We start from the raw sequence: 14,372 nt of genomic DNA on the forward strand, positions 1-14,372 counted from the left end.
GAGACCGGCGAGTAACAAAATCTTAACGATTCTTAGCTAACGATTCTAATGCCCTTCGCTTTGTCCAGAAGGGGATCCCAGCCGACCAGGGGACGACAAATCGGTAGCAAAAAAGACTTGGCTATGCTGGAAAAGATCGACCCCCAAGGGCCATGACCTGGACACTGCCATCCGTTCAAATCGACCCCCAAGGGCCATGACCTGGACACTGCCATCCGTTCAAAAGGTGTTTGTTTACCTGTTGGTGGGGATCGCCTTCACGGCCCTTTGTCTGGGGGATCAGGCTCTGTCGCCACCGGTCATTGCCGTTTGCTTGGCCGCAGGGGCCTGCAGTTGGTTTTGGGAGCCGCCAAGGATTGCTTTTGCCCGCTATGCCCCCCTGTGGATGCCCCTGACGGTGGCGGTGTTGCTTAGCCTGCTGGCTTTGGTTATCTTTGGGATCCTTCCCTTTTCCGATGGGGCCATTGGCTTGGTGCTTTACCTAACGGGGGCCAAGCTGTTTCAGCGGGAACGGGCAGCCGATCACATCCAGTTGGCGGTGCTGTCTCTGCTGCTGATGGCCATTGCCACCCTGTTCAACGAAGACATCAGCTTTGGGCTGCTGTTTTTGCTGTACGTGGGGGTAGGGCTAATCAACCTCACCCTTTACCACCTGCGCCTGCAAGCAGAGCAGCACCCGCAGGCAGCCAGCCAAACCCGTGGCATCAACCTCAACTTTTTGGGCTTTCTCGGATCCCTGGCTTTGCTGGCGGTGATCCTGTCCGTGGCTTTGTTTTTCTTGTTCCCGCGGGTCAGTTTAGGAATTCTGGGTCGCCAGGCCCGCTCGCCGGTGATGACCACTGGCTTTGCCGAGGAAGTCAGCCTGGGAGCATTCGGCACCCTCAAAACCGATAACACCGTTGTCATGCGGGTGGAATTTCCGGCAGGGGTGCCGCCCCGTGTGGAGTCCCTCTACTGGCGCGGGATCAGCTTCGATCGCTACGATGGACGGGCCTGGTCGCGAACGCTAGACCGCTTCATCCCCATTTTCCCCAACGCAGCAGGGGTATTTGATCTCTCTGCCTCCAGCTTGATCCCCACTGCTCCCGACCTGCTGCTTCTCCCCTTGGAGCAGCTTATCTATCTGGAGCCGCTGGTCACCAACACCGTTTTTGGGGTGGCCCCGCTGGTGGAGATGGAATGGCTGGAGCGGGGGGGAGCGGCGACGGTGCAACAAGCTTGGCAACGGCAGAATCGCCGCCTCATCCTGAGCGAGACCGGAGATGTTGGCCATTCTCTGCCTCGGCAGGTGCCCCATCTTTACCGCGCCCGGAGCCGGATCCCAAGGGAGTTAAGCCCGCGCTTGCGCCGGCTAGGCCACGCGGAGCTGCTCAATGCCCTCGATGCGGTTCAACGGGAAGCCTATCTGCAACTACCGCAAGATTTGGATCCGCGCGTTCCGGCTTTGGCGGAGCAGATCACCGCTGGGATCCCTGACGTTTTCAGCAAGATGACCGCCTTGCAGAATTACCTGCTGGAGAACTATGCCTACACCACCGATCTGCCGGATCCCGGCTCTGAGCCGCCTTTGGACGCCTTTCTGTTCACCCATCGGCGGGGCCACTGCGAATATTTCGCCACAGCCCTGACGGTGCTGGCCCGCAGCATTGGCATCCCGGCCCGAATGGTGAATGGCTTTTTGGGCGGGCGCTGGGTGGCGCAGGAACGGTATCTGGCAGTGCGCAATGCCGACGCCCATTCCTGGACAGAGATCCCCTTTGGCTCCTACGGGTGGATCATTTTCGATGCCACACCGGCAGAGGCCAATGTCAGCCGGCGGGAAACCTGGTGGGATCCCCTTCAAGATTTCTACGACAGCTTGCGCTTTCGCTGGTTCAAGTACGTCATCCAGTACGACCTATCCACCCAGCAGCAGATCTGGCGGCAGATTCAGGAGATGGCCAGCGCTGTAGCCGCCTCTCCGGATCGAGAGGATGTCGGTGCTGGCTTCCGTCGCAGCCTGGTTGCCTTGGGGCAAACGTTGCAGCAGAATGGCCTGCCGGTGTTGGGGGTGGTTTTGATCACCGGATCCATGGCCTATTGGGGTCGCCGCCGCCGCTATCGGGCTTTGCGCTGGCAGGATGGGGGGTGGATTCTGTTGGCCACTGCCGGCAATGGGGTTTTGCTGGGATCCCTGTGGCAGCCTCCGCCCCCCTGGCCCACCTGGATGGTTGGCCTCTTGCTACCGAGTCTGGCCTTTGCTGGGATGCGCTGGAGTCCGGCAGCTCTGCCCAGATCCCAGCACCGGCGACAGGCGATCTCAAAGCTGTACCTGCAACTGCGGGAGGCTTCGACAGCAGTGGGGATCCCAGCCCACCTAGGCCCTGAGGCCTGCCTGGAACACTTGCGCCACTCCGACTTACCACAAGCCCAGGTGGCCATCCAGTTCTTGGAGCGCTACCTGGAGGTGCGCTTCGGTGGGATCCCGTTGGAGGCGGGCGAATTGCAGCGCTGGCAACAGCAATTCAAACAGCTCAGACGAGCATGGCAGCCACTGGCCAAAACCCCCAGAAGAGCCGCCTGACCAGAAGGACGGCTATGCCCTGGAGCAGGTACCCCAAAAGCCCTGCGAGAAGCCTTGACAGTTATGAGACAGTTAAGAGATAGTTAACGTTAGTTATAGACCCCGTAAGCTGCACTGTCAGACGGGGAAGTCGCTCAGTGGCGCACTCGCTTCAGGCACGTTTCGCGCTGCTGCGTTGCTATGCCCTTGCAAACTCATCTGAAGCTGTGTTACTTTTTTCAACGTTCAGCTTCGAACGAGCAAGGGCGTGTTAGCTATGCGTAGCTATTCTTTGAGGGCGGCTTTGGCTGCAACTTTGTGTCTGCTGTCCTCGTCAGTTTTTTCCTCTAGTGTGGCTCAAGCGGCGCCTAAGCCAACCGGCAACGGTGCAATCTTCTTTCACCCAGATGGAACCTCAGCTTCCCACTGGGACATTACGCGCATTCTCCACTACGGCCCCGATGGCTTTCTGAACTGGGATCGTCTCCCCGTGATTGCCCCCTATCGCGGGCACCTTTTCGACCAGCTTGGGGGAACTTCCAACGCCGGAGCGGTGACCCATGCCACAGGAACTCGTGTCCACGCCAAGAGCTTTGGGTTGGATCCGGACGGCAAAGAGTACCCCTCTGCCAACGGCACCCTGAACACGATCATGGAAGATGCCGTGGCGGCAGGCTTGGGTACGGCTCTGGTGCAAACGGGATCCATCATTGAGCCGGGGACGGCTGCCTTCGTTGCCAAAGCTGCCAAGCGCAGCGACTATGAGGAGATTACCCTGCAGGTGGTGGAGTCAGGGGTAGACATCATCCTCGGCGCTGGCGAGGAATGGCTGCTGCCGGAAGGTGTCCAGGGCCGCTTTGGCAAAGGGAAGCGCAAGGATGGCCGCAACCTGATTGAGGAGGCCAAGAAAAAGGGGTACGCCGTTGTCTACACCCGCGACGAGCTGCTCAAGCTGCCGGCAGATGTCTCCAAGGTTTTGGGGGTGTTCAACGTCGAGGACACCTTCTACGACAAGCCTGAAGAAGAGTTGCGGAAAGAAAACTTGCCCAACTACATCGCCAGCGCCCCCACCATTGCCGAGATGACCGAATTTGCCCTGGCGCGGATCTCCCGCAATCCTAAGGGCTTCTTCGCCGTCATCGAAGAAGAGGGCACTGATAACATGTGCAACAACCTCAATGCCTCTGGCTGCCTGGAGGCCATGAAGCGGGCCGACGATGCCATCGGGGTGATTCTCAACTTTATCGAGAAGAATCCCAAGACCTTCATGATTACCACCAGCGACAGCAATGCCGGTGGCATGCAGCTGGTGGATGTCGAGTCTGCCGATAATCCTCTGCCGCCCACTGACGAAAGCGGCGCTCCCCTTGACGGGGTGGACGGCACGGGCACAAAGCCGTTCATTTCCGCTCCCGACAAAAATGGCAAGCGCTTTCCCTTTGCCGTGGCTTGGGCTACCGGAGATGACGTCGGCAGTGGAGTCATCGCTCGCGCTGCGGGCTTGAACGCTCGAGAGCTAGTGCCGGTCACTGGAATCCTGAACACAGACATCTACCGCATTCTCTACTTCGTGCTCTTCGGGGAGCGCATCCCCAGCGAGCTGAAGCCCTAGTGTCTGCTGTGGTCACCTGCCTTGGGCGGGTGTTTGCCCCACAAGCTCTGTCCGTCACGGGGGATCCATCCAGTGGATCCCCTTTTTTTATGAGAACCACATAACGGCGAAGGGGCTAGCTCAGCAAAGCAGATAGACGTAGTTCATTTTGCGTTAGAACTGTACTACAGTGGGCTATCATGGAGCCGAGACTGTCCTTTGGGTTTGAGTTTGTTCCACCAACGCGAACTGCGATCTTCAACCATGCCCACTCCCGCTGACTCCTCTCCATCCCCCCTTCTCCAAAGCGACGAGGTTCTCAAGCCTGAGGACTCTGTTCCGCTGAGGGGGACGGTATTGGCGGCCCGTGAGCCTTTTTTGGGGCTGTTGCGGGATCTGGCGCGGGCCTACCAAGCTTTTGAAAATTACGCCGGGGTTCACATTCGGCAAATGGGGCTGACGGCCCCCCAATTCGATGTGTTGGTTACCCTTGGCAATACCCCTGGGATGACCATGAATGTCTTGGCCCAAAAAACGCTGGTGACCAAAGGGACACTGACCGGCATTGTGGATCGCCTGGAACAAAAAGGGCTGGTGCGCCGGGAAGTGCCCCCGGAAAACCGACGCTGCTTTAAGGTCGTGCTGACAGAAGCGGGGGAAAAACTGTTTGAGGAAATTTTCCCGGCCCACGTCGCCTACTTGAAAGAGCGCTTCCAAAAGCTGGATCCCTCGGAGATGGCGCAGATCCAGGCTTGCCTTAAAAAACTGCAGGCTATTTTCTAGCGCTTTCAGATTCCCCCTTGCTGAGGAGGGATCCCCTCTAGCCCGGTTCAAACGGCTGCCCCAGAGCTGCCGGCGGAGTGGCCTTCACCGCCTGCTGGATCCAGCGCCGCAGCCGAGGTGGGATCCCGCGCAAGCCGTACTCCCACCATTCCCCAGAAGTGAGCACCAACACCAAAATCATCAACACAAAGGGAGCCACCGTAAAAACTTGGGTGGGCACGGCGCGGATGGTAGTCTGGGCAACTCCGGCAAAGGACTGCAAAATGCCGAACAGGTAGGCCCCCAGAGCTACCCGCAAGGGGTTCCAGCCGCCGAAGATGACGATGGCCAAGGCAATCCAGCCATACCCTGCTGTATGTCGGTGGCTCCAGCCGGCCTTGAAATCCAGAGAAAAGGCAGCCCCCGCCAAGCCCAATAGGGATCCCCCCACAAGGGTGTAAACATAGCGCCAGAAAATGACATCGGTGCCGCGGGCAAAGGCTGCTGCCGGCTGTTCTCCCATGGCCCGCAACATCAGGCCAGGCTGAGTGCGATACAAAAAGAACCAAGTTCCCCCGATGAGCGCGTAGCTGGCGTACAGCAACAGATCCCCTTGGAACAGGAGTGGCCCCAGCAGCGGCACCTCTCTCAGGAAGGGGATGGGCAGGCTGGGCACCGTTGGCCCTGGGATCCGCACGAACGGATTGCCCAAAAAGGAAGACAAATCCGCCCCCAATAGGGTCAAGACGAAACCAATGGCAATTTGGGATCCCTTCAGGGTCAGCGAGCCAAAGGCCACGATCCCAGCAAACAGCGCTCCCACCGCGGCGGCAGCCAAAAAGCCCAATACCAAGCTTCCCGTCAGCTTGGCCACGGCGAACCCAACCATGGCGGCCAGCATGATCGTCCCCTCTGCGGAGAGGTTGATCACCCCTGCCCGCTCGGTAATGGTTTCCCCTATGCAGGCAAAGACCAACGGTGTGGCGGTGGCAATGGCAGTGGAGAGAATAGCAACCAGTTGGGCAGCGGTCATTATGAGCCTGTCGAGAACTCGGGTTGGGTTAACGCATTTGCAGTTGCTGCGGGAATGCGCCTGTCGATCTGGTCATCGCCTCACCCCAACACCCAGAGCATGAAAGCCACCCCTAGGGTGACGGCACCAAACAGAGCATAGCTGATCCGGCGCAGCGGCCTCAGTTGCAGGGCATGCAGATCCTTAAGCCAGCCCAGCCCCAAGGATTCGACAAAGCGATCCAGCACCGCCTGCATAGGGTAGGCGTAAACCGATCCTTGCTCCTTAAAGTTCACCAGCACAACCAGCAGTGTAGCGTAGCCCCAGAGGAGGCCCCAGAGCACAGCGCTCAACCCGATTAAAATTGGCTCAAACATCGACTTTCCCTTGCCTTCTATAGGCATGTCCACTGCTTGCGTGAGCGGGAGACGGAGTTCTTTGAGCCTGGGGGACTTGGATCTCATTATTCCGGTTGTTTTCCCGTTGAGGCTGCCCTCCCTCAGACAAGAGCGTAGAAGGGATCCCAGCTTGCTTGCAGAGATCACGCCGGTTCTCTTCTGCCCGTCCAGGCCAGAAGATGACAAACTGGAAGTACCCGCTCGGAGTTATCTCGTCAAATCTCCATGAGTTCTCGCTACCTGCTGCCCCCCGCTGAACCCAAGTCTGTCGGTACTGCCTATATCCTCTGGGCGTTGGGCATATTCGGGATCTGTGGCGTCCATCGCTTCTACCTGGGCAAGACTGGAACAGGCATCCTCTGGCTGTTCACCTTTGGCCTGCTGGGCTTTGGCCAGTTAATTGACCTGTTTTTGATCCCAGGCATGGTGGAAAATCACAACTTCAAACTGGCAGTTCTACAGGGATCCCAGCCTTCCCCAACGCCTGCAAAGGCCGTTTCAGCGCCTTCTCAGCCCTTGAAAGGTCAAGCTCTGATGCGGGAGATCCTGCGGCTAGCCCAACAGCGGCAAGGGATCCTCACTCTTGCGGAGATAGCTATCGACTTACCTGCCGACTTTGACGAAATTGAAAAGGCGCTGCAAGAGCTGAGCCGGCGGAGCATGGCTTTCCCCGAAAACAACCCGGTCACTGGAGCGGTAGAATACCACTTCCCTCACCTGCTGCACCGCTCCCCCGACCAACGTTCGCTCTAGATGCCCTCCTGCAGACCTCTACTGGGATCCCAGGATCCCTTGACGTTTGGCTAGCCGCATTGCCCGGCGAAAGGTCAGCAAGCCCAGGCCGAAGTAGAAAACGCCGCTGGCTAGAGCCATGGCCAAGCGCACGGGATCCAAGCCCGCCTCCCGCACCATCACGTCTCGCAGCAGCCCCGCCCCCGCTGTCATGGGTAGCATCTGCCCCAGCCCCTTCAGGGATCCCGGCCATTCTTCCGTGGGAGCAGCCAACAGGAAAAGCAGGCCGAATTGGCTGATGATCAAAAGCTGCTGAATTCGCTTCCAAATTAGAGCAGCGGATCCCAGCAAAAACGAGAAGCCGTAGGCCCCCAGCACCACGCTCACCAAAGGCAACACCAGAGCAGGGGGAAACCGCAACCGGCTGCCCGTCAGCAATAAGATGACGCCCAGAATGACGACGACAATGGAAAAGCGCAACACCAAGCTGGCACAAGCCCGTGCCAGAAACAGGGTGGCCGCGGAAAAGGGCGAAAGCAGCACCTGCTCTAGCGTCCCCGTCTGGGCTTCCACCTGCAGGTTAAGGGCAATATCGTTGACCACAAAAATGACCAGCGTCCAGAGCACATAGCCAATCACGACCGCATCCAACCGTTCGCCAAATTGGGAGGCAGGCCCTGCCACATATTGGGCGCCGGCAAAGAGGGCATAGAAGAAGAACGTGGTGATCAGGATCCCGCCCAGGGCCTCCGCCGGATAGCGAATGTACTGGATCCAGGCCCGCTTTAGTTCAGCCCAAAACAGGTGTATCACCGGCATCATCCTTGCCCCTCTCCCCTTTTCAACAACTCGAGGAAAATATGGGTGAGATCGGCTTCCTCTCGTTTGAGGCTGAGCAAGGGCAAAGGCTTCAAGATCTCCAGCACCTGATAGAGCATCTCTGGCGGGCCGCTGAACCGCACCCGATGGGATCCGAGAATCTCCACCCCTTGGCGGGCCAGTTGTTCAACCCTCCAGGGATCCAGCCCCTGTTCCAGCTCGATCCGGTAAGTACCGACGGCGCCGGCAAAGTGCCGGATCAACTCTCCCGTGGGGGCTTGGGCGATGATCACCCCTTGTCGAATAACGGCTACCTGATCCGAGAGCGCTTCCGCAATATCCAGTTGATGGGTGGTGAGCAAGATGGCTCGACCCGAAGCGGCAATTTGGCGGATCAGGGATTTCACCGCTTGCGCCGATTCCACATCCAACCCCAGGGTGGGCTCATCCAGCAGCAACAGGGCCGGTTGATGCAGGAGGGCGACGGCAATGGCCACCTTCTGCTGCATGCCCCGCGAAAGGGTTTGCACGGCAACATCCCGCTTTTCCCACAGGCCAAAGGTCTCCAGGAGCTCTAGCCCCCGTTGCCGAGCGGTTCTGGGGGATAGCCCCCGCAGCACACCGAAGTACTCCAGGTTCTGTAGGGGGGTCATCCGCCAGTAGAGGTTGCGGTTGCCTTCCAGCACCGCCCCTACTTGGGCCAATGTGCCAGGATCCCTGTGGGGATCCCGTCCGAGAACGCACACTGTGCCCGCGTCGGGTTGGATCAGGCCGGCAATCATCTTAATGGTGGTGGTCTTGCCGGCCCCGTTGGGCCCCAAAAAAGCCAGGATCTCCCCTGCCGCCATCGTCAGGGATACATCCACCACCGCCCGCACCTCCTTGCTCCCCTGCCGGTAGGTCTTCTGCAGGTGGTGGGCTTCTAGAACTTTACATGACGCGAACACGATGCAAACGCGAAGCCGATGCAAAAAGGAGCGCTGAAGAGAGGAGGGCCGGCCATTCCACTCTCTCACACCAGAGCATGGGCCCGCCTCGAGAGGGATCCGGCAAGATCTAGGGGGTCATTGGGATCCCAGCCTCCATCCGGCTCAGGGCCAGGCTCATCTTGTCCAGCCACTGCAAAAGGCTCTCCAGTTGCTGCGCTGCCGGTACCATCCCCAGCCCTCGCACCGTCACCTTGCCCGGTTGGTAGACAAAGCGAGGCTGCAGGTGAGTGGGCAGAGCCTCTTTCAGGCGATTCCAAGCCGGCTCCTCCATGGGGGTTTCCAAAAGGACATGCTCCTTGGCTGGCCTAATGCGGGAAAAGCCCAGCGTGCGGGCCAGGATCTTCAGCTCCATCACCCGCAGCAGCTCCTGGGTAGGCTTGGGCAGGGGGCCAAAGCGGTCTTGCCATTCCTGGGCAATTTGCAACAGCTCGACCCGAGAGCCAGCAGCGGCCAGTTGTCGATAAGCCTGCATCTTTTGATCTTCGTCGGGAATATAGCTTTGCGGGATCATAGCGGTAACATTCAGGTCGATTTGCGTGTCCTCCACCTGTGGGATCTCCTGGCCGCGAATTTCTCGAATAGCCTCTTGCAGCATCTCCAGGTAAAGATCGAAGCCCACTGCATTGACTTGCCCGGATTGTTCCGTTCCCAGCAGGTTGCCAATGCCACGAATTTCCATATCCCGCATTGCCAACTGATAGCCGGATCCCAGTTGGGTAAATTCCTGAATGGCCTGTAGGCGTTTGCGGGCCTCCTCGGTGAGGATCCCGTCTTCTCGGTAAAACAGCCAAGCATGGGCTTGGATCCCAGCCCGGCCCACCCGCCCCCGCAGCTGGTATAGCTGAGCCAATCCAAACTCCTGAGCATTTTCAATCAAAATGGTGTTGACGCGGGGAATATCCAAACCGGATTCGATAATCGTCGTGCAGACCAGGATATCGATTTCCCCATTGTTAAAAGCCAGCATCGTTGCCTCTAGCTCCCCTTCCGGCATCTGCCCGTGGGCAATGGCAATGCGAGCACCGGGCACCCACTCCCGCAATTTGGCACTGGTTTCTTCGATGCCTTCAATGCGGTTGACGACATAGAAGACTTGACCGCCGCGATCCAACTCTTGGCGGATAGCCGTGCGGATGACTTCGGGGTTGTAGGGAGAAAGGTGAGTTTTGATAGGCCGGCGGGAAGGAGGCGGAGTTTGGATCAAGCTCATTTCCCGCAAACCCGACAAGGCCATATACAGAGTGCGGGGAATAGGGGTGGCGGTGAGGGTGAGTACATCCACCTGGGTTTTGAGAAGTTTGATTTTCTCTTTTTGGTTGACGCCAAAGCGCTGCTCTTCGTCAATAACCAAAAGGCCTAAATCCCGAAATTGCACATCCTTGCCCAAAAGCTGGTGGGTGCCCACCACAACATCCAGTTCGCCACTCTTGAGACGGGATAGGATTTCTTTTTTCTCCTCCGAGGTGCGGAAGCGGTTGAGCAAGCCCACTTGAATAGGATAGGGAGCAAAGCGCTCTTTGAGGGTGTGGTAGTGCTGCTGGGTAAGAATGGTGGTTGGCGCCAGGAGAGCTACTTGCTTGCCGGCGGTTACGGCTTTGAAAATGGCACGGATTGCCACCTCTGTTTTGCCAAAGCCCACGTCCCCACACAGCAGCCGATCCATAGGGCGTGGAGATTCCATATCCCGCTTGATCTCCTGGACAGCTCGGAGTTGATCCGGCGTCAGGGGATAGGGGAAAGAATCTTCCAGCTCCTGTTGCCAAGGAGAATCGGGCGGGAAGGCATAGCCCTCCTGTTCGGCGCGTTTGGCATAGAGCTGCAGCAGGTCAAAGGCCACTTTTCGCAGGCTCTTTTTCACCTTCTGTTTGGTCTTTTCCCAGGTGCTGCCGGACATCTTGTGCAGGGCAGGTGGTCCATCCCCGCTGGCGCGGTAGCGGGAAAGGGAGTTGACCTGGTCGGCAGCCACCCGCAACAGGCCATCGCTGTATTGAATAACCAGGTACTCGCGGGTTTCGCCCCCAATGGTGAGGCTTTCTAAGCGCAGAAACTGGCCAATGCCATGGGCCTTGTGAACGACAAAATCCCCTGGCTTGAGCAGGTTGGGATCCACCTGGCGAGAGCTGGCCTGGCGGCGCTTGCGCACATAAGTAGGGGTGGCCAGGCTGTGCTGGCCGAAAAACTCGCGGTCGGTGAGCACCACCCACCCCAAGGTGGGCAGGAGAACCCCCTCCAGCTCGGCCAGGCCGGAATACTTGAGGGCCACCGGGGTGTAGGACTGCAGCTGGCGCTCGATGGCCGGGAAGTCTTTGGGATTGGGCACGTACTGGGCGGGGCAGTCGTGTTCCTGCAGCAGAGCTACGGTGCGGGAGGGCTGAGCAGAGAGGATCCACACCTGCAACTGCTGCTTGCGGTACTCGCGCAGGGTTTTGGCCAGGGATCCAAATTGGTGGGGAGCAGTAGGCACAGGCCGGCTTTTTAGGTCAAGGGCAGCTTCGGCTTCGCCAGCAGGGGCAAAGGTGCGGGCCAACAGGCAGGGGAAGGGATCCCAGTCGGGAGCCTTGAGATCAAAGGGGCGGTGGAAAGGCACCAGAGCTGGCTCGCTGGCCCGGGCCAGCTGCCACTGCTCCTGGGCGTGGCTTAGCCACTGCCGGCTGTGGGCTTGGCACTGCTCCGGCTCGTCGATCAGGATCAAAGCCTCGGGATCCAGATAGCTGAGCAGATTGGCGGGAGGGGTGTAGAGCAGGCCGAGAAAACGGCGCAAGCCCTCCGGAGGAGACGGCGACTGCTCCAACTGCTGCCGTAGGCCCTGGGAGAGCTGATCGGCTTTTTCGTGCAGAGCTGGCCAGAGGATGGGTCCGTAGCCAGTGGGGGTCAGCCAGACGTAGGGGATCCCATCTTGGGAGCGCTGGCTGACTGGGTCAAACTCCCGCAGTCGCTCCAGCTCGTTGCCAAACCACTCTAGGCGCACCGGCCATTCGCAGGCCACCGGGAAAACGTCGAGAATATCGCCTCTCTGGCTCCACTCCCCTTCGCTTTCCACCAGGCTTACCCGCCGATAGCCCAGACGAGCCAACTGCTGCCCCAACTGCTGCGGCGACATCTCCAGGCCGGGTTCCAGCTTGAGGCAAAAGGCCCGCAACACCTCTGGAGGGGGAAGGTGGGGTTGGAGGGCCCGCTCCGTGGCTACAATGGCCATGTCCTTCCTGCCCTGGAGACCATCGGCCAGCACCTGAAACTGACCCCACACCAGCTCCGGTTCCAGGTCAAAAGGTTCGTAAGGGGAAGCCTCGGAGGTGGGGTAGAGCTGCACCGTCTCCCAGCCCATGCCCTCCAGTTGCGCCGTCCAGCGGCCTGCCTCCTCCAAGGTGGCGGTGACCACCAGCAGGGATCTTCCCTCCTGCTGGGCCAAAGCCGAGGCGATCAACCCCTTGGCAATCCGCCCTGCCCCCTGCAGATCTGCCTGTCGCCGTGATCTCAACCGGGCGGCCAACTCTTGCATCAAGCCAGATTGGGCCAGAAAGCGCACCAGCGGAATAAACGACATCTTCCACCCCACACTGCAAACTGCGATCCCAACAAGCAGGGATCCCAATTCTGGCAGGCTCCGGGGACAATCAGCAGCTGTCTGCTGGCGCTGTAGACGGGAAGTCGCCCCTTGCTGGGAATTGCTCCTCGATCTATTGGGACAACAGTTTTGTTGTTTAAAGACGAAGAAAACCAGAACCCTATGTCAATGGCCTGCCAGTTTTTGGCCGCTAGGTTCACAGAGGGCTTTTTGCTTTGTAGTCCAAATTACAAAAAAAGGTCTATATCTCACAGAATCCTAAAATTAACCTTTAGAGTCGGACGGCTTGTCGATTGTCTTAGCCAAGATTCGATGTTAGAAGGAACCACAAAGCGCGGCTTTCCCGGCCTCATCTGATGTCTGCCAGTCAGCAAGATGTTTTTCATGCAAGAGATGTAGCTGTATCAATTGCAGCAGATGTTGTCGGAAAAAGCTGCATGAATCAATCCACCTAAACTTGGTACAAATTATGTTTCTAGACACCGTCGCGCTTTCTCGGCTACAATTTGCCCTCACGGCCATTTTTCACATGTTGTGGCCGGTTTTAACAACGGGGATGGCCATTTACCTTGTTGTTATTGAGGGGCTTTGGCTAAAAACCCGCAACCTAGATTACTATCGTCACGCTCGTTTCTGGTCAAAACTCTATGTGTTGAACTTTGGCATTGGCGTGGCCTCAGGCTTGCCAATGGCCTTTCAATTTGGCATGAACTGGGCACCCTTTTCCGAAGCGGTGGGAGATTTTTTTGGAACCATCCTGGGCTTTGAGGGCACGATGGCCTTTATGCTGGAGGCCAGCTTTCTGGGGATCATGCTGTTCGGCTGGGAGCGCGTCCCGCCGGTGATTCACTGGATCTCGACGATCCTGGTGGCTTTTGGCGCCAACCTCTCCACCTTTTGGATCCTGACGGCCAACTCTTGGCTGCAGACGCCGGCAGGTGGCGTGTTCGTCGATGGGAAATTTGTGGTGCGGGACTACCTGCAAGCTATTGTCAACCCCTTCATGGTCAACAGCTTTCTGCACATGTTTTTTGCCACCTTGGAAACCTCTTTGTTTGTTATCGGTGGCATCAGTGCCTGGTACATTCTCAAGCGGCGGCACAGCGAGTTCTTCTCCCGCTCCCTCAAAGTGGTCTTGGCAATGACCCTGGTGGTCGCCCCTTTGCAGGTGTTCGTCGGCCATCTGAGCGCGGAGCAAGTCTATCGCTATCAGCCGGCCAAGCTGGCGGCCATGGAGGCCCAGTGGGAGACGATCCCTGCCGGCGAGCGGGCAGACTGGAGCCTGTTGGCTGTGCCCAACGACCGCGAAGAGCGCAACGAGTGGGAGGTGAAGATCCCTGGCGCGCTGGGCTATCTGCTGGAGTTCAAACCCAGGCTGGATCGACCCATTCAAGGGCTCAAAAGCTGGGATCCCCAAAATCGTCCCCACATGGTTGGCCTCATCTACTACTCCTTTAGGACAATGGTGGCCATTGGCCTCCTCCTAGCCGGGCTTGTCGGAGTTACCCTTGTGCAATGGCTGAGGGGCAAGCTCTCAGTGGAGGCCCTTTCTCAGCAAAAGTGGCTGATGAGAGCTTGGATCTTCGCAGCACCCCTGGGATACATCGCCGTTGAAACCGGTTGGATCGTCCGCTGTGTGGGTCGGCAGCCCTGGATTGTGTATGGACAACTGCGCACGGTGGAATCGGTTTCGCCCCTGCCGGCAGGAGAAGTGCTGTTTTCTCTGGTTGGCCTGACCGCGTTGTACACTGTGTTCTTCGTTGCCGCTCTCTACTTTGGCAGCCGCATCATCCGCGAAGGGCCAAACCTGGAGTTGCCCGCCCCTGTCCCGGCAACGCAGCCGGTGATCGTGGTCGAGCCTGCCCGCCACGAGCCAGATCGCCGTCCTGCAGAAGCTCGGTAGCAGCAGTTTGGTAGCCATCTAACTGGTGACTCCAAGTAGCAACAGGGCAACGTAGCAGG

10 protein-coding genes are annotated in these 14,372 nt (G+C 58.5%); 5 read left to right on the forward strand and 5 right to left on the reverse strand.

The annotated features are described in order from the left end of the window. Window positions 1-196: 196 nt before the first annotated feature. From ACVWXZ_RS01375 to ACVWXZ_RS01385, 3 genes are all read left to right on the forward strand, one after another. A complete protein-coding gene (locus ACVWXZ_RS01375; RefSeq protein WP_457482045.1) occupies window positions 197-2,563 on the forward strand; it encodes a transglutaminase family protein in 2,367 nt (788 codons plus the stop codon). Between the two features lie 247 nt (window positions 2,564-2,810). Further along, a complete protein-coding gene (locus tag ACVWXZ_RS01380; RefSeq protein WP_457403582.1) occupies window positions 2,811-4,154 on the forward strand; it encodes an alkaline phosphatase in 1,344 nt (447 codons plus the stop codon). Window positions 4,155-4,490: 336 nt separating this feature from the next. Then, entirely contained in the window at window positions 4,491-4,916 is a 426-nt protein-coding gene (locus tag ACVWXZ_RS01385; protein ID WP_011432828.1) for a MarR family winged helix-turn-helix transcriptional regulator, read from the forward strand. Window positions 4,917-4,953: 37 nt separating this feature from the next. On the opposite strand, the gene ACVWXZ_RS01390 is transcribed toward ACVWXZ_RS01385, so the two are convergent. Together ACVWXZ_RS01390 and ACVWXZ_RS01395 are read right to left on the reverse strand one after the other, a co-directional pair. After that, window positions 4,954-5,928, reverse strand: a complete 975-nt coding sequence (locus ACVWXZ_RS01390; protein WP_457403580.1) for an ABC transporter permease — start codon at window positions 5,926-5,928, stop codon at window positions 4,954-4,956. An 80-nt stretch (window positions 5,929-6,008) separates the two neighbouring features. Next, complete coding sequence (locus ACVWXZ_RS01395; RefSeq protein WP_041436392.1) at window positions 6,009-6,284, reverse strand: hypothetical protein; 276 nt, start codon at window positions 6,282-6,284, stop codon at window positions 6,009-6,011. A gap of 246 nt (window positions 6,285-6,530) precedes the next feature. Here ACVWXZ_RS01395 and ACVWXZ_RS01400 point away from each other — a divergent pair, with 246 nt between their 5' ends. Continuing rightward, window positions 6,531-7,058 (forward strand): TM2 domain-containing protein, encoded by a 528-nt coding sequence (locus tag ACVWXZ_RS01400; protein WP_414331507.1) that lies wholly within the window; start codon window positions 6,531-6,533, stop codon window positions 7,056-7,058. Between the two features lie 18 nt (window positions 7,059-7,076). On the opposite strand, the gene ACVWXZ_RS01405 is transcribed toward ACVWXZ_RS01400, so the two are convergent. The 3 genes from ACVWXZ_RS01405 to mfd all read right to left on the reverse strand — a co-directional run bounded on the left by ACVWXZ_RS01405 (window position 7,077) and on the right by mfd (window position 12,389). After that, entirely contained in the window at window positions 7,077-7,859 is a 783-nt protein-coding gene (locus ACVWXZ_RS01405) for an ABC transporter permease (RefSeq protein WP_457403579.1), read from the reverse strand. Then, window positions 7,856-8,803, reverse strand: a complete 948-nt coding sequence (locus ACVWXZ_RS01410; RefSeq protein ID WP_457403578.1) for an ABC transporter ATP-binding protein — start codon at window positions 8,801-8,803, stop codon at window positions 7,856-7,858. The genes ACVWXZ_RS01405 and ACVWXZ_RS01410 overlap by 4 nt, the downstream gene beginning before the upstream one ends. A 109-nt stretch (window positions 8,804-8,912) precedes the next feature. Then, window positions 8,913-12,389, reverse strand: coding sequence for a transcription-repair coupling factor (gene mfd, locus ACVWXZ_RS01415; protein WP_457403577.1), 3,477 nt, complete (start codon window positions 12,387-12,389; stop codon window positions 8,913-8,915). A 490-nt stretch (window positions 12,390-12,879) separates the two neighbouring features. On the opposite strand from mfd, the gene ACVWXZ_RS01420 reads away from it, so the two are divergent. Beyond that, window positions 12,880-14,313, forward strand: a complete 1,434-nt coding sequence (locus ACVWXZ_RS01420) for a cytochrome ubiquinol oxidase subunit I (protein ID WP_457403576.1) — start codon at window positions 12,880-12,882, stop codon at window positions 14,311-14,313. Window positions 14,314-14,372: the final 59 nt, after the last annotated feature.

It is taken from the genome of Thermostichus sp. MS-CIW-38, from assembly GCF_054058415.1.

Excerpts from the sequence above, each read along its gene's own strand:
- ACVWXZ_RS01375 (WP_457482045.1), top strand. The coding sequence starts at position 197 with ATGACCTGGACACTGCCATCCGTTCAAAAGGTGTTTGTTTACCTGTTG.
- ACVWXZ_RS01405 (WP_457403579.1), bottom strand. The coding sequence starts at position 7,859 with ATGATGCCGGTGATACACCTGTTTTGGGCTGAACTAAAGCGGGCCTGG.
- ACVWXZ_RS01420 (WP_457403576.1), top strand. The coding sequence starts at position 12,880 with ATGTTTCTAGACACCGTCGCGCTTTCTCGGCTACAATTTGCCCTCACG.
- ACVWXZ_RS01400 (WP_414331507.1), top strand. The coding sequence starts at position 6,531 with ATGAGTTCTCGCTACCTGCTGCCCCCCGCTGAACCCAAGTCTGTCGGT.
- ACVWXZ_RS01395 (WP_041436392.1), bottom strand. The coding sequence starts at position 6,284 with ATGTTTGAGCCAATTTTAATCGGGTTGAGCGCTGTGCTCTGGGGCCTC.
- mfd (WP_457403577.1), bottom strand. The coding sequence starts at position 12,389 with ATGTCGTTTATTCCGCTGGTGCGCTTTCTGGCCCAATCTGGCTTGATG.
- ACVWXZ_RS01390 (WP_457403580.1), bottom strand. The coding sequence starts at position 5,928 with ATGACCGCTGCCCAACTGGTTGCTATTCTCTCCACTGCCATTGCCACC.